The 18,888-nt window shown below is 63.5% G+C and carries 23 protein-coding genes and 1 pseudogene; 14 read left to right on the top strand and 10 right to left on the bottom strand.

Annotated features, from left to right (window positions below):
* Positions 1–8: 8 nt before the first annotated feature.
* Positions 9–716 (top strand): DUF1045 domain-containing protein, encoded by a 708-nt coding sequence (locus ACQR1W_RS37820; protein WP_434855526.1) that lies wholly within the window; start codon positions 9–11, stop codon positions 714–716.
* Positions 717–723: 7 nt separating this feature from the next.
* Here the strand turns inward: ACQR1W_RS37820 and ACQR1W_RS37815 are convergent, their stop codons facing one another.
* Positions 724–1,836, bottom strand: a complete 1,113-nt coding sequence (locus tag ACQR1W_RS37815; RefSeq protein WP_434855525.1) for a mechanosensitive ion channel family protein — start codon at positions 1,834–1,836, stop codon at positions 724–726.
* Positions 1,837–2,114: 278 nt separating this feature from the next.
* On the opposite strand from ACQR1W_RS37815, the gene ACQR1W_RS37810 reads away from it, so the two are divergent.
* The 3 genes from ACQR1W_RS37810 (at position 2,115) to ACQR1W_RS37800 (ending at position 4,013) form a co-directional block, all read left to right on the top strand.
* Positions 2,115–2,669, top strand: coding sequence for a peroxiredoxin (locus ACQR1W_RS37810; protein ID WP_008973880.1), 555 nt, complete (start codon positions 2,115–2,117; stop codon positions 2,667–2,669).
* 2 nt (positions 2,670–2,671) lie between these two features.
* Positions 2,672–3,217: a carboxymuconolactone decarboxylase family protein gene (locus ACQR1W_RS37805; protein WP_434855524.1), complete on the top strand. Its 546-nt coding sequence runs from the start codon at positions 2,672–2,674 to the stop codon at positions 3,215–3,217.
* Between the two features lie 232 nt (positions 3,218–3,449).
* Positions 3,450–4,013 carry a DUF2478 domain-containing protein gene (locus tag ACQR1W_RS37800; protein WP_008973882.1) on the top strand — a complete coding sequence of 188 codons (564 nt, stop codon included), beginning with the start codon at positions 3,450–3,452 and terminating at the stop codon, positions 4,011–4,013.
* A 130-nt stretch (positions 4,014–4,143) separates the two neighbouring features.
* Here ACQR1W_RS37800 and ACQR1W_RS37795 read toward each other — a convergent pair.
* A pseudogene (locus tag ACQR1W_RS37795) lies at positions 4,144–5,000 on the bottom strand (SDR family oxidoreductase).
* A gap of 47 nt (positions 5,001–5,047) precedes the next feature.
* Positions 5,048–5,482, bottom strand: a complete 435-nt coding sequence (locus ACQR1W_RS37790; protein WP_434855523.1) for a CBS domain-containing protein — start codon at positions 5,480–5,482, stop codon at positions 5,048–5,050.
* 165 nt (positions 5,483–5,647) lie between these two features.
* Between ACQR1W_RS37790 and ACQR1W_RS37785 the strand changes: the two genes are divergently transcribed.
* Complete coding sequence (locus ACQR1W_RS37785; RefSeq protein ID WP_434855522.1) at positions 5,648–5,818, top strand: hypothetical protein; 171 nt, start codon at positions 5,648–5,650, stop codon at positions 5,816–5,818.
* Between the two features lie 48 nt (positions 5,819–5,866).
* Here ACQR1W_RS37785 and ACQR1W_RS37780 read toward each other — a convergent pair whose 3' ends face one another.
* From ACQR1W_RS37780 to ACQR1W_RS37765, 4 genes are all read right to left on the bottom strand, one after another.
* Entirely contained in the window at positions 5,867–6,043 is a 177-nt protein-coding gene (locus ACQR1W_RS37780; RefSeq protein ID WP_434855589.1) for a DUF2934 domain-containing protein, read from the bottom strand.
* Between the two features lie 177 nt (positions 6,044–6,220).
* Positions 6,221–6,478, bottom strand: a complete 258-nt coding sequence (locus tag ACQR1W_RS37775; protein ID WP_434855521.1) for a hypothetical protein — start codon at positions 6,476–6,478, stop codon at positions 6,221–6,223.
* 21 nt (positions 6,479–6,499) lie between these two features.
* Complete coding sequence (locus tag ACQR1W_RS37770; protein WP_434855520.1) at positions 6,500–6,856, bottom strand: hypothetical protein; 357 nt, start codon at positions 6,854–6,856, stop codon at positions 6,500–6,502.
* Positions 6,857–6,992: 136 nt separating this feature from the next.
* Entirely contained in the window at positions 6,993–8,348 is a 1,356-nt protein-coding gene (locus ACQR1W_RS37765) for a histidine kinase (protein ID WP_434855519.1), read from the bottom strand.
* Between the two features lie 146 nt (positions 8,349–8,494).
* Here ACQR1W_RS37765 and ACQR1W_RS37760 point away from each other — a divergent pair, with 146 nt between their 5' ends.
* Both ACQR1W_RS37760 and fghA read left to right on the top strand, forming a co-directional pair.
* Positions 8,495–9,115 (top strand): response regulator transcription factor, encoded by a 621-nt coding sequence (locus tag ACQR1W_RS37760; RefSeq protein WP_008973890.1) that lies wholly within the window; start codon positions 8,495–8,497, stop codon positions 9,113–9,115.
* 36 nt (positions 9,116–9,151) lie between these two features.
* Positions 9,152–9,997 carry an S-formylglutathione hydrolase gene (gene fghA, locus ACQR1W_RS37755; protein WP_434855518.1) on the top strand — a complete coding sequence of 282 codons (846 nt, stop codon included), beginning with the start codon at positions 9,152–9,154 and terminating at the stop codon, positions 9,995–9,997.
* Positions 9,998–10,065: 68 nt separating this feature from the next.
* Here fghA and ACQR1W_RS37750 read toward each other — a convergent pair whose 3' ends face one another.
* Positions 10,066–10,551 (bottom strand): DUF3280 domain-containing protein, encoded by a 486-nt coding sequence (locus ACQR1W_RS37750; RefSeq protein WP_434855588.1) that lies wholly within the window; start codon positions 10,549–10,551, stop codon positions 10,066–10,068.
* A 133-nt stretch (positions 10,552–10,684) separates the two neighbouring features.
* Between ACQR1W_RS37750 and ACQR1W_RS37745 the strand changes: the two genes are divergently transcribed.
* Genes ACQR1W_RS37745 through ACQR1W_RS37725 form a run of 5 tightly spaced genes read left to right on the top strand, consistent with a single transcriptional unit; the run spans position 10,685 to position 15,154 of the window.
* Positions 10,685–11,878 carry an ABC transporter substrate-binding protein gene (locus ACQR1W_RS37745; RefSeq protein WP_434855517.1) on the top strand — a complete coding sequence of 398 codons (1,194 nt, stop codon included), beginning with the start codon at positions 10,685–10,687 and terminating at the stop codon, positions 11,876–11,878.
* A gap of 14 nt (positions 11,879–11,892) precedes the next feature.
* On the top strand, positions 11,893–12,885 hold the full coding sequence (locus tag ACQR1W_RS37740; protein WP_434855516.1) for a YVTN family beta-propeller repeat protein: 993 nt from the start codon (positions 11,893–11,895) through the stop codon (positions 12,883–12,885).
* Positions 12,882–13,694: an ABC transporter ATP-binding protein gene (locus tag ACQR1W_RS37735; protein WP_434855515.1), complete on the top strand. Its 813-nt coding sequence runs from the start codon at positions 12,882–12,884 to the stop codon at positions 13,692–13,694. Before ACQR1W_RS37740 ends, ACQR1W_RS37735 begins: the two co-directional genes overlap by 4 nt.
* A 3-nt stretch (positions 13,695–13,697) precedes the next feature.
* On the top strand, positions 13,698–14,543 hold the full coding sequence (locus tag ACQR1W_RS37730; protein ID WP_434855514.1) for an ABC transporter permease: 846 nt from the start codon (positions 13,698–13,700) through the stop codon (positions 14,541–14,543).
* On the top strand, positions 14,540–15,154 hold the full coding sequence (locus ACQR1W_RS37725) for a hypothetical protein (protein ID WP_434855513.1): 615 nt from the start codon (positions 14,540–14,542) through the stop codon (positions 15,152–15,154). Before ACQR1W_RS37730 ends, ACQR1W_RS37725 begins: the two co-directional genes overlap by 4 nt.
* 296 nt (positions 15,155–15,450) lie before the next feature.
* Here ACQR1W_RS37725 and ACQR1W_RS37720 read toward each other — a convergent pair whose 3' ends face one another.
* Both ACQR1W_RS37720 and ACQR1W_RS37715 read right to left on the bottom strand, forming a co-directional pair.
* Entirely contained in the window at positions 15,451–16,008 is a 558-nt protein-coding gene (locus ACQR1W_RS37720) for a PQQ-dependent catabolism-associated CXXCW motif protein (RefSeq protein WP_434855512.1), read from the bottom strand.
* Positions 16,005–16,886 carry a substrate-binding domain-containing protein gene (locus ACQR1W_RS37715; protein WP_434855511.1) on the bottom strand — a complete coding sequence of 294 codons (882 nt, stop codon included), beginning with the start codon at positions 16,884–16,886 and terminating at the stop codon, positions 16,005–16,007. Before ACQR1W_RS37715 ends, ACQR1W_RS37720 begins: the two co-directional genes overlap by 4 nt.
* A gap of 177 nt (positions 16,887–17,063) precedes the next feature.
* Here ACQR1W_RS37715 and ACQR1W_RS37710 point away from each other — a divergent pair, with 177 nt between their 5' ends.
* Together ACQR1W_RS37710 and ACQR1W_RS37705 are read left to right on the top strand one after the other, a co-directional pair.
* The gene (locus ACQR1W_RS37710; protein ID WP_434855510.1) at positions 17,064–17,987 is read left to right on the top strand and encodes a quinoprotein relay system zinc metallohydrolase 2; all 924 of its coding nucleotides are present in this window, start codon (positions 17,064–17,066) and stop codon (positions 17,985–17,987) included.
* A gap of 55 nt (positions 17,988–18,042) precedes the next feature.
* Positions 18,043–18,876 (top strand): quinoprotein dehydrogenase-associated SoxYZ-like carrier, encoded by an 834-nt coding sequence (locus ACQR1W_RS37705; RefSeq protein WP_434855509.1) that lies wholly within the window; start codon positions 18,043–18,045, stop codon positions 18,874–18,876.
* Positions 18,877–18,888: the final 12 nt, after the last annotated feature.

The following is an 18,888-nucleotide window of genomic DNA, read 5'->3' as shown; positions in this document are numbered from 1 at the left end:
CGACGACAATGGCCCAATTTCCACGTTATGCGATCTATTATGCGCCCACAGCGAGCCCGCTCGATGGCTTCGGCAACGCTCTGCTCGGTTATGACGCAAGAAGCGGTCGTGACGTGGCATTTGCCGATCGGATTGTGAAAGCCGTCCCCGACTGGCGCGACCTGACCGAAGACGCGCGCAAATATGGCTTCCATGCGACGTTGAAAGCGCCGTTCGGACTCGCCATGGGAAAGAGCGAAGCTGACCTGATCGCAGCGTGCGCGGCCTTCGCAGCAAGGCCGCGCACGATCCCGATCATCCGACCGGTGGTGGCGGCGATCAGCGGCTTTATTGCGGTCGTGCCAGGCGATCGATCTGACGCGCTTCAGGCACTCGCAGCGGATTGCGTCCGCGCCTTCGACGCCTTCCGCGCGCCGATCACGTCAGAGGATCGCGCGCGCAGACGACCGGAGGCGCTGCCGCCGCGCCAGCTTGAATATCTCGATGCCTGGGGCTACCCGTACGTCATGGAGGAATTCCGCTTCCATATGACATTGACGTGCCGGCTCGAGGCCGCGCGTCGCGAGTCGATCCTGTCGATGCTGCAGGCACGCTTTGCGGAGATCGGCCTCGCGCGGCTCGCCGTCGATTCGATCGCCCTGTTCCGTCAATCCGATCCGGCCACGCGCTTCCGCATCATCGGCGCCTGGCCGCTCGCGAGCAGCGCTGCCCGATAACGCGCGTTCAGTGCGATGCGCCGGTGTAACGCGTCGGCGCCTGATCCTCGTACACGGCAAGCGGTGGCGAGATGTCGGCGCGGTCGCGCGGCAGCGCGTCGCGCATCTCCTTCTGCAGGAAGGCGATGAGCTTCTCCCGGACTTCGCAGCGCAGATCCCAGGCCTGAGGCGCGTTGCGGGCGCTGACCAGCGCACGCAATTCCATGGTGCGCGAGTCGGTGTCGGTGACCTGCAGATTGACCACCGCGCCATCCCACAATTTGGATTGCTTCACGATCTCCTCGAGCCGCTTGCGGATCCTGGGCACGTCGGCCGCATAATCGACATGCAACATCACCGAACCGATCAAGGAGGCTGCATCGCGCGTCCAGTTCTGGAACGGGCGCTCGATGAAATAGGACAGCGGCACCACCATCCGCCGCCAGTCCCACAGCCGGATCACAACGTAGGTAGAGGCGATGTCCTCGACCCAGCCCCACTCGTTTTCGATAATCACGGCGTCCTCGATCCGGATCGGCTGGGTGACAGCGATCTGCACGCCGGCAATCAGATTGCTGAGCAGCGGCCGCGCTGCGAGACCGACGATGACACCGGCGGCACCGGCCGAGGCGAACAGGCTGACCCCATATTGCCTGACCGAATCGAACGTCATCAGCGCAGTCGATACTGCGACGACGATGATCAGGGTATCGGTGACGCGCTTGAACACCCGGACCTGGGTGACATGCTTGCGCGCCAGGAAGTTCTCGGCAATGTCGTTGCGGAAGCGCTGCAAATAGCGCGTCGCGGCGAGATCGACGACGCGGATCGTGATCCAGCCGATCAGCGCGATGGTCGCGACCGCGAAAACATGCGTCAGCGCCGGTCGCCAGCCGTCGCTCAGCGGCGCCAGCGGCAGGACCAACGCAACGGCAATCAGACAGAGAGCAAGGCGAGCAGGTCCGGCGGTTCGCTGCAGGATCGGCAGCAGGATCGAGTTCCGTGCACCGATGGTCCGTCTCACCAGCGCGCGGATGACCTTGTAGATCAAGAGTGCGCCGATGATGGCGCCCGCAATCAAACCAGGTCCGACCACCCATTGTGGTGCCAGGCCGGAGATCCGCTCGACCAATTCCTGCATGCCCGCTCTCTCCCTTCGAGTTTCGGGAGCGAGACCAACTCATCAGCGCGTCGTCGGATCACCCGGCAGCTGCACTGCAGCATGCGCTTGATGCATGGCCGAGGTGCCTGGAACGGTGTGCCCTCTCCAGGTCTACACGCCAACAATACGCAGTGGCAGCATAACGCTGCCGATTGTTGTTTTCCTGACAATCCACTGATGTTGCAAGTGAATGGCATATCGCTTGCAATGCACAATACGCCTCGCTATTGCAGCGCAGTAATTTCTTGGAGTGCACCATGCTCGGAATTGGAAGTAAGTTACCATCGTTCGAAATCGTCGGCGTGAAGCCCGGTTTTCACTTCCAGGAGGAGAAGGGCGAGAGCGCCTTCGAAACCCTGACGGAAAGCAGCTTTCCCGGTAAGTGGAAGATCATCTTCTTCTATCCCAAGGACTTCACCTTCGTCTGCCCGACCGAGATCGCGGAATTCGCGCGTCTGTCGAAGGACTTCGCGGATCGCGATGCCGTCGTGCTCGGCGGTTCGACCGACAACGAGTTCTGCAAGCTGGCCTGGCGGCGCGACCACAAGGACCTGCACCAGCTGCCGATCTGGCAGTTTGCCGACACCAAGGGCACTCTGGTCGATGGTCTCGGCGTGCGTTCGCCGGACGGGGTCGCCTATCGGTACACATTCATCGTCGATCCCGACAATACGATCCAGCACGTCTATGCGACCAACCTCAACGTCGGCCGCGCCCCGAAGGACACGCTCCGCGTGCTCGATGCGCTGCAGACCGACGAGCTCTGCCCCTGCAACCGTGAAGTGGGCGGTGCGACGCTGAAGGTCGCCTGATCATGTCGATCGACCAGCTGAAGGACCAGATCCCGGACTTCGCCAAGGACGTCAGGTTGAACCTGTCGTCGATGGCGTCGGACGAGACCCTGTCGCCGCAGGCGAAATACGGCCTGTTCGTGGCTTGCGCGATCGCGACCCGCAATCCGGTTGTCGTGGCTGCGTTGGAAGCGGCTGCCGTCGAGCACTTGTCGCCGGCTGCACTTGCGGCAGCAAAGTCTGCGGCCGCGATCATGGCCATGAACAACGTGTATTACCGCTTCGTGCACCTTGCCTCGAACAAGGACTACGCCACGATGCCGGCGCGGCTGCGCATGAACGTGATCGCCAACCCGGGCGTCGACAAGGCCGATTTCGAGCTGTGGTCGCTGGCGGTCTCCGCCATCAGCGGCTGCGGCACCTGCATCGATGCGCATGAGAAGGCGCTGAACGATGCCGGAGTAAGCGCCGCCACGATCCAGACCGCGGTCCGTTTCGCCGCAATCATCCAGTCGGTCGCGGTGGCGATCGAAGCGGCCGCGCTTCCCCTCGTTCAGGCAGCCGAGTAGCCGCAAGCGTCTCAAAAGCCCGCGGCCTGACATTGTTGGCCGCGGGCTTTTCACGGAGATCGAGCAATACCGCCGCGGCCCGGGAATCGGCGCATCAGTTGCATAAGCATCGATTGCGCACGCCATCAGTTGCAGACCTGCGACGGGTCGCGTAGCGTCGTCGTGACGATCACATCTCCGGGCTCGCCGAGCCGGCAAAGCGTATGACGCCAAAGCAAGCGGAGGCGACGCCATGATCCAAGATCCTGCTGACCTCGATCTCGGTCCCCTCGCGGCCGTGCTTTATGGACCGACCGACGATGCCGACAGCCTACTCTCGGATTTCGCGCAAGCACTGCTGCGCCAGGGTGTTCGCGTCGGCGGTGTCGTCCAGAACAATGTCCGCGATGCCGTCGGCAAGAAAACCGGCATGGAAGTAATCGATCTGGCGGACGGTCATGCGATCTCCATCTGTCAGCCGCTCGGCAGCGGCGCCATGGCGTGCACGCTCGACGCCGGCGGTCTTGCCGAGGCCGCAGTGGCCGTTCAGCGGGCGATTGACGCCCGGGTCGACCTGATTGTGGTCAACAAATTCGCCAAGCAGGAAGCGGCCGGTGGCGGGCTGCGCGATGAACTCGCCCAAGCGATTGTATCGGGAATACCGGTCCTGACAGCCGTTCCTGAGAAATGCGTCGCAGAATGGCAGGCATTCACGGCCAATTGCGGAACGACCTTGCAGCCGTCGCGAGACGCGCTCGACGCCTGGTGGCGCGAGATGTCGTCGGGGCTGCACCGCGCACGCGAGACCTCCGCATGAGATCTTGCAAGGCGCATTCGCGATCATACAGCGTGCGCTCATCGAGCACGTTTCGCAACGCGCGAAGCCTTCAACGAGCTTGAGGGCTCCTGATCTCAAGCTGCACAAGCAATCCAACAGCACTCAGCGTTCAAATGAACGGCTTGCCCCCGGTCACGGCGACCGTGGTCCCCGACATATAACTGGAGAGCGGGTCGGCAAGCATCATATAGGCGGTCGCAAGCTCGGCCGGCTGTCCGGCGCGCTTCATCGGCACCTGCTGGCCGAAGCTCTTCACCTTCTCTTCCGGCATGGTGGAAGGGATCAAGGGCGTCCAGATCGGACCGGGCGCGACCGCATTGGCGCGGATGCCTTTCTCCGCCAACATCTGCGCCAGGCCTCCGGTGAAATTCTGGATCGCGCCTTTGGTGGTTGCATAGGCGAGCAGACTGGGATTGGGCATGTCCGAATTGACCGACGCGGTATTCACGATCGCGCTGCCCGGCTTCATGTGCGGCACAGCAGCCTTGGTCAGGTAGAACATCGCGTGGATGTTGGTGCGGAAGGTCGCCTCCCGTTCTTCGTCAGAGATATCGCCGATGTCCGCAAACGTCGCCTGATGCGCGGCGTTGTTGACGAGAATGTCGATGCCGCCGAGCTCTTCGACTGCACGCTTGATCACCGCGCGACAATGGGCAGGATCCTGCAAGTCGCCCGCGACGAGGACGACCTTTCGTCCTTCCTTCTCGATCAACGCCTTCACTTCCTTGGCATCCTCATGCTCGTTGAGATAGGCGATCAGGATGTCGGCACCTTCGCGGGCATAGGCGATCGCGACGGCGCGCCCGATCCCACTATCCCGCCGGTGATGACGGCCTTCTTGCCCTGCAGGCGGCCACAGCCCTTGTAGCTGCTTTCGCCGCAATCGGGACGCGGCTGCATCGCCGCGCTCGTCCCCGGCATGTCCTGCGACTGCGGCGGAAATGGCGGGCGAGGATAATCGGACATCAGGCGCTCCTGCTGACAACGCTGGATCGATGTGGTCGCGCGGCGAATCAAAGTGCTTGCGAATGCTGGCCGCCCGGCCGCGAAATCTGATTGAGAGAGGCAGCCGTCGCATCGCCGTCACGCGTGCGCGCGATATCGCCGAGCGAGATGATGCCCACCAGCCGCTTGTCGCGATTGAGCACCGGCAATCGCCGCACCTGGATATCGCCCATATTCCAGGATACGTCCTCGAGCTCCTGATCGTCGAAGCAGTATTTGACCTCGGGCGTCATGATCTCACGGATCTTGGTTTCCGGGCCACGGCCGGCGGCGACAGCGCGCACGGCAATATCGCGGTCGGAGATCATACCGACCAGACGGTCATGATCGGTGACCGGCAACAGTCCGATATCGAGCGCCGCCATCGCCTCGGCGGCATCCTTCAACGTGTCGTCGGGGGTGCAAAGCTGAACGTCAGTGGTCATCACGTCAGAGACCTTCATGGGATTCTCCTCGACATGGTTCCGCACGGGCATCGATCTCCGTGGCTCTCGGCACTGCAGACGCAGAGCAGGATCGGCCGTTCCAAATGTCCTGTGCTTCGGCGCTTCGGAACACGCAGCCCAGCGGCGCATTGCTCCTGACATCCACCGGGAAGGACCATCGGCATGATCAGACCAGTTGAGCCCAACGGCCGCGAACCCGAACGTTCGGAAGACGATATTCAGCGTGACCAGCTCGGCCCGCGCGGCGTTCCCGGCGGACCCGATCCGGCGAAGATGACACCGCAACGCAATAAGAAGACGCCTGACCACGTCGATCCTGGCCACACCGCCTGATCGCGGAGGAGCCTGGCCACGTCGGAAATGACGTTCGATTACAGGAGCTCAACCGGGCAGGATGGTCGGCGGCGGCGCCTCGGCCTGCTCGCGCAGCCGCTCCATCTCCCGCAGCTCCTGCTCGGCCTGATACCAGAACTCATCCTGTCGGCCTTCGGGCCGGCCGGCCTGTTCCCAGAGCTGATGAGCCCGCTCACTCAGCTTTTCGTCCGTCGGCTGGTCCATGAACACGATCTCACCCGAGAGGCGGTGCACGGCCCGCCCCTCCGGGGCTGGCGCAGCGAGGCTAGGCCGTGCAGGCACGTCCTGTAGACGCGACCCGAGACAGCAATGTCCAGCACGGGATGTAGTTCCAAGCAAGTTAGCGCCGATTCAGCCCGCCGTTGCAGAGGCCGGCCATCGCTAACGCTTGCGGCTGTCGTTCGGCGCAGCCTGCCCCGGCATGGTCGGCGCCGGACCGGTCGGCCCGCCCGCGCCTTGGCCGATGGTCGACGTGTAGCTGTTGGCGCTGTCGCTCGCGGTCTGGTTGCGCCACGGCGCGAGCCAGAACAGGGCCGCGACGATGACGAGGGCTGCAATCACCGCGATCAGCATGGTGGCCCCGATCCCGCGCCGTTGCCCGCGAGGACTCAGCTCCTTGTTCCGATCGAGGTCGGTCATCGCGCGGGCAGTCCCGCTCGTTCAACTGAGATTCCCCGGCATAAAACAGCGGATCGAGGTGCCGAGCGAGCCCTTGATCGGCCACACCATTGTGCGGCCCGAGCGATTGGGCTCCGTGATGACGGCATCGTCCGGTACGACGATCCACTCCCCATCGAGGTGCACCCGATAATGCGTGCCTTGCATGTCCCAGTCGGGATCGGACACAGCAAGACCGTCGGCGTCCGAACAACACGGTCCGCGTCCGCTTTTCAAACTATCGAACCAGGCCTTCAGGGGCGAGTTGGCATAGCGGCCATCGTCGCGCGCCAGCGCGTGATGGAGAGGCCACGCCGCCAGCAAGACGGGGAGGCCTAACGCGATCAACCTCTTCATCATCTGATCACCGCAAAGCAAAGGCAGTCACTGGCCCGGGAATACGGGTCACGCCTGCCGCGTCTTGCTCGTCAAATTCGCTGATCCAATGATGGTTCCTGCGCGGACGTTTGGGATCGCTCGCCAGGAAAGGTCGGCATCAGGCCGCGTCCGCAGGAACGATGGCTTCGACAACAACCCCGCGCTCGACCGACGCGACAGTCAGGTTGCCGCCGAGCGCAAGCAAGCGCTCGCGCATGCCGGTCAAGCCGAAGCCGAGCTTGTGATCGGGCGACAATCCGCGGCCGTCGTCGCGAATGCAAACACGCGTGTAGCTGCGGCCGCCACGTAGGTAGCTCTCCGGCGTCGCCGGCTCGATGGCGACATCGACGGCGGTCGCCTCAGCGTGGCGAAACACGTTGGTGAGCGATTCCTGCACCACGCGATAAATCGTCAGATCGCCGGTTTCGCCATGCGCGCCGAGCGCATCCGAAATCCGGGTCTTGATCGCAACCTCAGGCCGCGCCTCTCGCCATAGCCGGACGAGCGCCCCCAAGGCCTCGCGCAAACCCAACTCAGCGAGCCCGATCGGCCGCAACCGCTCCAGAATACGGCGGTTGAACTGCTGAACGGCGTTCACCTGGTCGAGGATCGCCTGCCCGTGCCTGCGCATCGCCGCGACATCGACCGCGCCGGCTTCGGCGAGCCGCATCAGGGCGCTGGCATGCGCGCGCAGCGCGAACAGGTGTGGCCCGAATTCGTCATGCAATTCGCGGGCGATCTCCTTGCGTTCGTGATCCTGCAACGACACCGTACGTTCCGCGAGGCGCCGCTTCTCGTCCACCGCCTCCCCCAAAGTTGCAGCGAGATGATTGAGCTTCTGACAGATTGCGGCGAGCTCCGGCGATCCACCCGGCTTCACCCGGGCGTCATAGGCGCCGCCCTCGATCTCGGCCATTGCCCGCGACAGGTCGGCAAGTGGCGACAGCGCGCGATCGACGACGCGCATGGTGATCAGGAACAAAACGGTCGCGATGACCGATCCCACCACAAGCTGGGTCAGAATGCCGTCCCAGATCTCGGCAATCTCATCGTCGGGATGCGACGTGATCACCAACCTGTCCGGCTGTCCTGCAATCATAACGGGAACGACGACGGATGTTTTCGCCGGATGCACCAACGCGACGAACCAATCCGGCGCCGCCCGCATGTCTTCACCCGAGCGATCGGTGCTCTGTACCAGCGAAGCATTCTGCCTGGTGACGCTGACGTGACGAAGCTGGCTCAGATCGCCGACGATGCGCTTCAGTTGTGCGTCCGGATCCTGTGCTTCGTTCAGCCCCGTGACGATGGTCTCGACGAAGCCGCGCGCCAGCCGGATCACGCTCTGATCCTCCGCGCGCACGCGCGGACCGGCCTCCCAAACCAGCCTGCCGATGTTGACCGCAAGTCCAAGCGTCAGCACCAGTGCAAGCAGCAGGTTGATCCGCGCGCGCAAGGACAAATTGTGCCACATTTGTTGATCCGCGATGCGTCTGGTTTCACTTAGCCCGCCGACATTGACAGACAAATCGGCGGGCGATCTAATCCAAGCACGACATTGCACGCGATGCACCTTTGATGCACTGCAACAAGCGATGCAACACTGTGGGAACCCAAGGCATGCGCGTTCTGATCGTCGATGATCATCCCATTGTCGCATCTGGCTGCCGCGCCGTGCTCTCGGGCGAGGCGGATGTGGTGCTGCTCGAAGCCTCGGACGCCGAAAGCGGTGAGCAGGCCTTCCTTGCCGAGCGCCCGGAGGTTTCCGTCATCGACATCAACCTGCCGACCGTCTCGGGCTTCGAACTCGCACGCCGCATCCTCGCGCACGAGGCGGGTGCGCGGCTGATCATGTTCAGCATGAACGACGATCCGGCTTTCGCGGCACGTGCCATCGACGTCGGCGCCAAGGGGTATGTCTCGAAGAGCGGCGATCCCAACGATCTGGTCGAGGCGATCCGCCAGGTCGGGCGCGGAGAGACCTATCTGCCGCCCGCGATCGCGCGCAGCATCGCCTTTGCCGGCCCGACCTTTGCGCAGAGTCCGCTTGCGAAGCTCAATCCGCGCGAGATGGAGATCCTGCGGCTGCTCAGCGCCGGCAAGAGCCTGTCGGAGATCGCCTGGCTCATTCAGTCCTCCTACAAGACCGTCGCCAACACCGCCTCGATCATTCGTCACAAGCTCGGGGTGAAAACCTCCGGCGAGCTGGTCCGTCTCGCGATCGCGCATGGCGTCGGCTGATCCACGCGGCCGCCCTCCCCTCACAGGATATCAACGATGACGCTTACGACGGTTTCCACCAACAAATCCCACGGCGGCACGCAGGGCGTCTACCGGCACGCCAGCGCCGAAACCAAGACCGAGATGACCTTCTCGGTGTTCGTGCCGCCGCATGCCGAAGGCGCCAAGCTTCCCGTGGTCTGGTATCTGTCCGGCCTGACCTGCACGCACGCCAACGTCACCGAGAAGGGTGAATTCCGCGCCGCCTGCGCCGAGCTCGGCCTCGTCTTCGTCGCGCCCGACACCAGCCCGCGAGGCGAAGGCGTGCCGGGCGACGCAAACAACGCCTATGATTTTGGTCTTGGCGCCGGCTTCTATGTCGATGCGACGAAGGAGCCCTATGCGCGCAATTATCGCATGTGGAGCTACGTGACCGAGGAACTGCCGAGCGTGATCGCAACGCATTTCCCCATCGATTCCCGCCGTCAATCGATCATGGGCCACTCGATGGGTGGACACGGTGCGCTGACCGTGGCGTTGCGCAATCCCGATCGCTATCGCGCGGCCAGCGCGTTTGCGCCGATCGTCGCACCCTCCCAGGTGCCGTGGGGCAACAAGGCGCTCGGTGGCTATCTCGGCGATGACAAGCAGGCCTGGCGCAAGCACGACGCCGTCGCGCTGATTGAAGACGGCGCGCGCTTCTCCGATCTCCTGGTTGATTATGGCGATGCCGACCAGTTCCTCAACGAGCAGCTCCGGCCGCAGCTTTTGCAGGCCGCCTGCGAAAAGGCCAACATTCCGCTGCTGCTGCGCCGGCAGGAAGGCTACGACCACAGCTACTACTTCATCTCCACCTTCATGTGCGATCATCTGCGCTGGCACGCAGCACGGCTCGGCAGCTGAAGGCGTCTCGCGGCCGGCCAAAAAGCGGTGATCACCCGCGCCCTGATCACCATTCGCCAGCTCCTGATTCACTGCGCCTGCGGCGCACCGTAGTTCGGCGCCAGCACCCGATTGCGGACCAGCCAATCCATCGTGCGGGACCAGGACTCGTCGGTATTGCCGCGCATGTCGGCACTCATCGCCGCAACCGGCGAGCCGGTGTGAACGTCACGCAGATAGATGTTCATGTTGAGGATGAGGTTGGAGACCTTCTGCACGACGCCGGTGATCTCGAGATCGGCCCCTAACTGCGCGGCCAGCTTGACGTCGCAGCCGCCGCAGGCCTGGAGATTGCTGTTGTGCGCCGCATCCCTGACCGGGCCGAGATCGACCACGCGATATCGGCCGGACTGCTCCAACGCCTGGCGCAGCTGCTCCGCTGCCCGGGCCATGCGCGCCGCCTCGTCCTGCCGGGGTCCCTGCACCTCGCCCTGCAGGCTGGTATCGATCAGTTCGAAGTCGAAGACCACGACCTTCGGCGGTTCGGCGCGCAGCGGGGCCGCAACGAGCAGCATCAACAAAGTCGATAAGGCGGCCAATTTCACGGTCGTGATCCGAAATAGCGTCGTGCAAACGAAAGTGGGGTTGCAAGCTAGGCCAATTCGTTCATCTTGCAAGGAGAAACGCTCCAGGAGAAGCGAGGGAACATTGGGAGGACCTGCAATCCGGTTGCTGATCGGCGCGATCGGCCTTGCCGCCTTTGCAACATCTGCCGTGGCGGCGGAGCCGGTCGACATTGCGATCGGTTACCTGGGTCGCGCAACCGTGCCGCAAACCTTGTCACCGGTCGACCAGCCGGCCGCGGACGACGGAGTCGCCGGCGCAAGGCTCGCGATTGAGGACAACAACACCACTGGCAAGTTTCTCAACCAGCGCTTCACGCTGCTCGATCGCCGTGTGAAGGATGAAGAAGATCCTGCGCAAGCTGCCAACGATCTTGCCACCAAGGCCAGCTTCATCCTGGCCGACCTGCCCGCCGATGCCTTGTTGAAGGTTGCGGACGCATTGCGCGCGCGCGGTGTCACGCTGCTCAATGTCGGTGCCACCGACGACCGCCTGCGCGAGCAGGACTGCCGCGCCAACGTGATTCATGTCGCGCCAACTCGCTCCATGCTCGCCGACGGTCTCGCGCAATATCTGGTGTGGAAGCAGTGGAAGCGCTGGCTGCTGGTGACCGGCTCACACGACAACGACAAGTTGTTCGCCGATGCGTTGCGCCGCGCCGCCACCCGTTTCGGCGCCAAGATCGTCGAGGAGCGCACCTTCGAGGACACCGGCGGCGCACGCCGCACAGATAGCGGCGTCACCCTGATCCAGCGGCAGATGCCGGTGTTCACGCAGCGGGCTCCGAGCTATGACGTGCTGGTCGCGGCCGACGAAAGCGAGGTCTTTGCCTCCTATTTGCCCTATCGGACCTGGGATCCGCGCCCGGTGGCCGGCTCGGCCGGACTGAAGCCAACCAGCTGGGACCCTGCGCAGGACCAGTGGGGCGCAACGCAGCTGCAGAACCGCTTCGTGAAGCTGGCGTCGCGTCGCATGAACGCGCTGGACATGCAGGCCTGGACGGCCGTGCGGATGATCGGCGAAGCGGCCTCGCGCACCAACTCAGGCGATGCCAAGGCGCTGAGCGACTTCATCAAGGGACCGAATTTCTCGATCGCCGCCTTCAAGGGCACCAGGCTGACCCTGCGCGACTGGAACCTGCAGCTTCGCCAGCCCATTCTCTTGGCCGACGGGCGCATGATCGTCTCGGTCTCGCCGCAGGAGGGCTTCCTGCACCAGTTCTCCGAGCTCGACACGCTCGGCGTCGATCGCCCCGAAACGAAATGTAAATTGCAGTGAGGCGTATTCCGAAGATGTCGGCCAACAAGTTCGTTGCAACATGCATCTCGACCTCACTGGCTGGCGCGCTGTGGCTCGCGCCAACCGCGCCCGTGTCCGCTTTCGTCGCCTATATCTCCAACGAGAAGGGCAATACGGTCTCCGTGATCGACACCGACAGTTGGACCGTCACCAAGACCATCAAGGTCGGGCAGCGGCCGCGCGGCATCGAGTTTACCCGCGACGGCAAGTTCGTCATGGTCGCGGTCGGCGACGACGACACGATCCAACTGATCGATACCAAGACGCAGGAGGTGACGGACACCCTGCCCTCCGGTCCGGATCCCGAGCTGTTCACCCAGGATGCCGCCGGCAAGACCCTCTACGTCGCCAATGAGAACGACAACACCGTCACCATCATCGACCTGCAGAAGCGCGCGCGCATCGGCGACGTCCAGGTCGGGGTGGAGCCCGAGGGCATGACCGTCAGCCCTGACGGCAAGTTCCTGATCTGTACGTCAGAGACCACCAACATGGCGCATTTTATCGACACCGGAACGCGCCAGATCGTCGCCAACGTGCTGGTGGATGCGCGGCCGCGCTTCGCCGAGTTCAAGCAGGATGGGTCTGAGCTTTGGGTCTCCGCCGAGATCGGCGGGACGGTCTCGATCATCGATCCGGCCAAACGCGAGGTGACCGGCAAGATCAAATTCGCCATTCCCGGCCTGCGCAGCGAGGCCATCCAGCCAGTCGGGATCAGCATCACCAAGGATGGCAAGACCGGCTTCGTCGCGCTCGGCCCGGCCAACCGCGTCGCGGTCGTCGACGCCACCAGCCATGAGGTCAAGAAATATCTGCTGGTCGGTCAGCGCGTCTGGCACTTGGCGTTCACCCCCGACGAAAAATATCTCATGGTGACCAACGGCGTCTCCAACGACGTTTCCGTCATCGACGTCGCCGCGCAGAAGGTGATCAAGACCATCCAGGTCGGCGAATTGCCCTGGGGCATCACGATTGCACAGCCATGACAACGCGCGACGCTTCAGCCCTTGACCAAAGATCCAATGCTGGGGAGCAGCCCGCGCAAGGCGCTGTTGCTGCGCTCTCGATTGCCGGCGTCAGCCATTCATACGGGGCACGCAAGGCGCTGAACGACGTCAGCTTTGATGTGCAGCCCGCAAGCTTCACGGCACTTCTCGGGCTCAACGGCGCCGGCAAGAGCACGCTGTTCTCGCTGATCACGCGGCTGTTCGCCGTTCAAAGCGGACACATCAGCATTTTCGGTCATGACATCGGCAAGGCACCGAGCGAGGCCTTGCGGCTGCTCGGGGTCGTGTTCCAGCCGCGCACGCTCGATCTCGACCTGTCGCTGATGCAGAACCTGCTCTATCACGCCGCCCTGCACGGCATCTCGCGCCGTGACGCACGCGTGCGTGCGGACGAGCTGTTGGCCCGGATCGGGCTTTCCGACCGGACCGGCAACAAGGCGCGTGATCTTTCCGGCGGGCAGATGCGGCGGCTCGAGATCGCCCGGGCGCTATTGCACCGGCCACGGCTCTTGCTGCTCGATGAGCCGACCGTCGGCCTCGACGTCAAGGCACGCTCCGACATCGTCGGCCATGTCCGGCAGCTGGTCGCAGACCAAGGCATCGGCGTGCTCTGGGCCACGCATCTGTTCGACGAGATTGCACCAAACGATGATCTCGTCGTGCTGCATCAGGGACGCGTGCTGGCGCAAGGGCCTGTACAGCGCGTCGTCTCCGAATCCGGCGCCTCGGACCTCAACGCCGCGTTTGCGCGCCTGACCACGGCAGGCGAGCCCGGCACGGAGTTCTGAACCATGAGCGTCACTGCCATTAATCCGTCGCGGAGCGGCTTTTCGGCCGGCGAATACGTCACCTGCCTGACCGGGATCGTCTGGCGCGAGGGCCTGCGCTTCTTGCATCAGCGCGAGCGCTTCGTCTCCGCGCTGGTGCGGCCGCTGGTCTGGCTGTTCATCTTTGCCGCCGGCTTCCGGCAGGTGCTCGGCATTTCCATCATCCCGCCCTACGAGACCTACATCCTCTACGAGGTCTATATCGCGCCCGGCCTGATGGCGATGATCCAGCTGTTCAACGGCATGCAGTCCTCGCTGTCGATGGTGTACGATCGCGAGATGGGCAACATGCGCACGCTGCTGGTGAGCCCGCTGCCGCGCTGGTATCTTCTCTTCTGCAAGCTGCTTGCGGGCACCGCCGTCTCGGTGCTGCAGGTCTACGCGTTCCTGCTGATCGCCTGGTTCTGGGACATTACGCCGCCGCCGATCGGTTACTTGACCGTGCTGCCGGCGCTGATCCTGTCCGGCCTGATGCTCGGCGCGCTGGGCATGCTGATCTCCTCGGGCATCAAGCAACTCGAGAACTTCGCCGGGGTCATGAACTTCGTGATCTTTCCGATGTTCTTTGCATCCTCCGCGCTCTATCCGCTCTGGCGAGTCGAGGAAGGCAGCCCGTGGCTCGCCTATGTCTGCGAGGCCAATCCGTTCACGCACGCGGTCGAACTCATCCGCTTCGCGCTCTACGGCAAGATCAACTGGATCTCGCTTGCCGTGGTCGCCGGCTGCACGGCTGCCTTTATGATCGGGGCGATCCTTGCCTACGATCCGTCGCGCGGCTTCGTCCGGCGCGCACCAGGAGGCGAAACATGAGCCGGCGGTTTCTGATTGCAGTGGCATTTGCATCCCTCGCCTCGACGGGAGCGGCGGTCGCTGCCGACCCGCGCTATCCGGACTGGCCCTGCCAGCAGGCCAAGGTGCCGGAGATTTCCGTCGCCGCCGTCTGGACCGGGCCGTCGCTCGACGATGTCGGCACCAGCTGGAAAGACGACCCGAAGGTTTCCGCATTGGTAAGCAAGCTGGCGGCACGACGCACCCCGATGGAAGAGGCCCAGAAGGACATCGCGGATTTCCTCACCGGCTCGCCCGATGAGAAGACCCGCAAAGGCAAGCTGCTGTTCGCCGGGCTGTTCGACACGCTGAATGCGCAACGGACCTCGGTCATGAACGGGCTCGAGCGCACGATGCGCAGGCAGCGCGAGGCGGTCGACAAAGTCAGAGCCGATACGACCACGCTGCAGGAGCTGCAGAGTTCGGCCTCGCCTGATCAGGCGAAGGTCGATGAGCTCAGCAATCAGCTGACCTGGGAGACGCGCATTTTCGAGGATCGCCGGCGCGTGATGAAATTCGTCTGCGAAGTGCCGACCGCGATCGACCAGCGCCTGTTCGCGCTCGCGCGCGAGATCCAGCAGGATATGGAGTAGTTGGCTGGTGCCCGCCGATGCGACCAGCGGAAATGCACTAGCTGTCGCAGCTGCCTCGCCGCACCGTTCTCTCGCACCGTTAGGGCATGCACACATTTTTTGCCGATCAAGCCGCGCACTTTCTTACCTCGCCCCGCTTGCGCGGAGAGGTCGGATTGCATCGCCAGATGCAATCCGGGTGAGGGGGTACGGGTCTAACTACTTGCACCACTGCTGCGTCTGCCCCTCACCCCAACCCTCTCCCCGTAAGAACGGGGAGAGAGGGAGCACACGGAGACCGCCGCGCCAGCCTCCGCTCACTCCTCCGGCCGCGGCTCGGGCTGCACGTCGGCGAGCGGCAGATCAGCGGCGGCCCAGCCGTCTGTGCCTTCGGGATACCAGGCAACGTTCGTATAGCCATAAGACAGCGCGCGCTTGGCCGCATTCCACGACATCCAGCAATCGGCCAGGCAGTAGAACACCAGAAACCTGCCCCGGTCGCCGCCGGACATCCGCTCGAGCCCGCGCTTCAAATAGTCCTCGGTTGCGGCTGCGAGAATGCCGTAGCCGGTATCGGGCAGCCAGATGCTGCCGGGAATGTCGCGCCGCGGCTGGTCGCGCCAGACCGTGCCTGCAGGCAGGCTCTTCGGCTTGGGCGGACGCGGCAGCACGTCGACGAAGGCACCCGATTTCGCGCGCCAGATCGCTTCGGCTTCCTCCGTCGAGAGCACGCGCGCGCCGGCCAGCGTCGCTGGCACCGGCGCACGATAGTTTTCCGTGCGATAGCCCTCGGGCTCGCGCGCGCGATCGTCTGCATGTGCCTGCGCACTCAGCAGTAGGACCGCGAACGCGATGTAAAGCCGCCGGTCGCTCATGGCGACTTGGTCGCCGCCTCCGCGGTGATCTGATGATTGCTCTCATCCAAGAGCGGTACGCCGTAAGCGAGCAGGATCTGGTTGATCTCCGGCTGGCTCTCCTGGATCAGCTTGTTGAGCTGCCGCCGCCAGTTCTGATCCGCGGCGCGCACACCCATGGCTATACGATAGACCAGCTTCGGTCCCGAGGTCTCGTTGACCAGCGGCGTCACATGCAAAGGCGGGTTCGCCTGCCTGGCGTAATAGCCGGCCATCGGGCCCCACAGCACGCCGGCATCAATATTGCCGGATTTCAGATCGTTGATCATGGCTTCCGCCGAGGAATCGACGCGGGTGTCGATCATCAGCGGATAGGGCTTTGCTGTCGTCATCAGGCCGGCCAAGGCCATATTGGTCGCCGGCGGCGTCCCCGCGACGATCCCGATATGCTTGCCTTTCAGCTTGGCGTCTTCCAGCGTGGCGACGTCATCCAGATCGGAGCCCTGCCGGGTCACGATGGCATAGGAGGTTCGATAATAGGGACTGGTGCTCTGGACCAGATCGTCGCCTTGGGGAAATCCCATGATGACGTCGCAGCGATGCGAGCCGAGCGTCATCCGCACGAACCCCGTGGCCTGCGGAAAAAACGTATAATCGAGCTTCTTCTGCAGCTTCGCCGCGAACAGCTCCGCCAGCTTGTTCTCAAATCCCTCGCCCTTCTCGTCGGAGAACGGCATGTTGCGCGGATCGGCACAGACCCTCAGCACCTTGGGATCGACCAGTTCGATCGACAGATCGGTGCCATCGCTGCTTTGTGCCCGCGCCGCATATGGCGCGAGCAAAGTGACGATGGCCGCGACAGCCGGTAGAAAGCGGACATAGTTTTGACGTCTGATCATTCTTGTTTCCATCCCCGGTGAGGCGCATCCGAATATTTTGGAAAATGCTAGGCTGAGCGCCGTTGCTACGCAACAGCCACTGTTATCGCGAAGATGTGACCACTTGCTGCGCCGCAAACATCGCCAACTGGCCGCACACCTATCACGGCATGGGAAGACAACGACGGGAACGGGATGATGGCTCGCCTCTCCGCCTGCTTGGCCGCCCTGCTCGCCGTCGCGCTGACCGCCGGAGCACGCGCGGAACAGCGGAAAATCGAAGTCAACGAGATCGCGCCGGGCGTGTACGTTCACATCGGCCAGATTGCGCTGATGACGGCCGAAAACCAGGGCGGCATCGCCAATGTCGGCTTCATCGTCGGCGATCAGGCGGTTGCCGTGATCGACACCGGCGGCAGCGTTCGCGAAGGACAAGAACTCCTCGCCGCGATCCGCGCCCGCACCAACAAGCCGATCCGCTACGTCATCAACACCCACGCCCATCCGGATCATGTGTTCGGCAATGCCGCCTTCGCGCAGGATGGAACGACGTTCGTCGGCGCCAAGAACCTGCCACGCGCCTTGGCCGCGCGCGGGCCTCATTATATTGAGGCCTTCAGGCGGATCATGGGCGCGGCGTTGATCGATGACGTCCGCCTCATTCCTCCCACGACACTGGTCGATGACAGCCTCTCTCTTGATCTCGGCGGTCGGACTATCACGCTGAAGGCCTGGAATACCGCACATAGCGACAGCGACCTTACTGTCTACGACGAGCAAAGCCGGACCTTGTTTGCCGGCGATCTGGTTTTCCTGCACCATATTCCGGTTGTCGATGGCAGCCTCCGCGGGTGGCTTGGCGATATGGCAAGGCTGTCCGCGCTGCCGGCGCAGCGCGTCGTCCCTGGACACGGGCCGATCAGCCCATGGCCGGCGGCGCTGGTGGATGAGCGCCGTTACCTCGACACATTGGCCGCCGACATTCGGGGATTGATCGCGCGCGGCCGGCCGATCGCCGAGGCCGCCACGGCGGCCGTGTCGGAACGGCCGAATTGGGCGTTGTTCGACGACTATCACGCGCGTAACGCCACGGCGGCATTTTCGGAACTTGAATGGGAATGAACGCGATACCACGCTATATTGTGAGTTCACGTCACGACCTCCGGAGGAACGCGACATGACAGGCCTCAGTCTCTTTCGTGCCGCGCTGCTCGGCGCTCTTCTCACGATCGCCTTCGCACCTGCAAAAGCCGACGAAACGCGCGACCAGAGCTATGATCCCTGGCCGGGTCTGGTGCAGGACATCTTTGCCAACCGGCCCATGAATGACGGCAGCGATGTGCTGGCGATCGAGATGCCGGCACGGGCGGAAGATGCCTCGCTTGTTCCCGTCACCCTGCGCAGCAAGCTTGGTCCGGTCGACAGCCGCCGCATCAAGACGATCACTTTGGTGATCGACCAGAACCCGGCGCCGATGGCCGCGAAGTTCACGCTCGGCTCCGACGCCAATGTGACGGCGATCTCTACGCGGGTGCGTGTCAATAACTATACCAACGTGCACGCGGTCGCCGAGCTGAGCGACGGCCAGCTTTATGTGATCAAGACTTTTGTGAAGGCGTCCGGCGGCTGCTCGGCACCGGCTGCGAAGAATCCCGACGAAGCCAAGGCCCATATCGGCCAGATGCGCTATCGCCAGTTCGCACAGGCCGCGGACGGCGCATCGAGCGGCATTCGCGAAGCGCAGATCATGATCGGGCACCCCAACAATTCCGGGCTCCAGATGGACCAGCTGACCCAGCTGTACATCCCGGCCTTCTTCATCGATCAGCTGCAGCTGTCAGAGGATGGCAATCTCGTGCTCGCGATGGAGGGAGGCATCTCGATCTCGGAAGATCCGAACATCCGCTTCACTTACGTGTCGAATGGTGCCAAGCGGTTCCGCGCCGAGGCCAGGGATACCCAGGGCCACGTGTTCGAGCACGACTGGCCGGTCGACGGCTCAGGCAGCTGAGGGATGCACGAA

It is taken from the genome of Bradyrhizobium sp. HKCCYLS1011 (assembly GCF_051167795.1).
In the GTDB taxonomy this organism is placed as follows: Bacteria; Pseudomonadota; Alphaproteobacteria; order Rhizobiales; family Xanthobacteraceae; genus Bradyrhizobium.
This window is presented reverse-complemented; position numbering and strand designations above follow the sequence as displayed.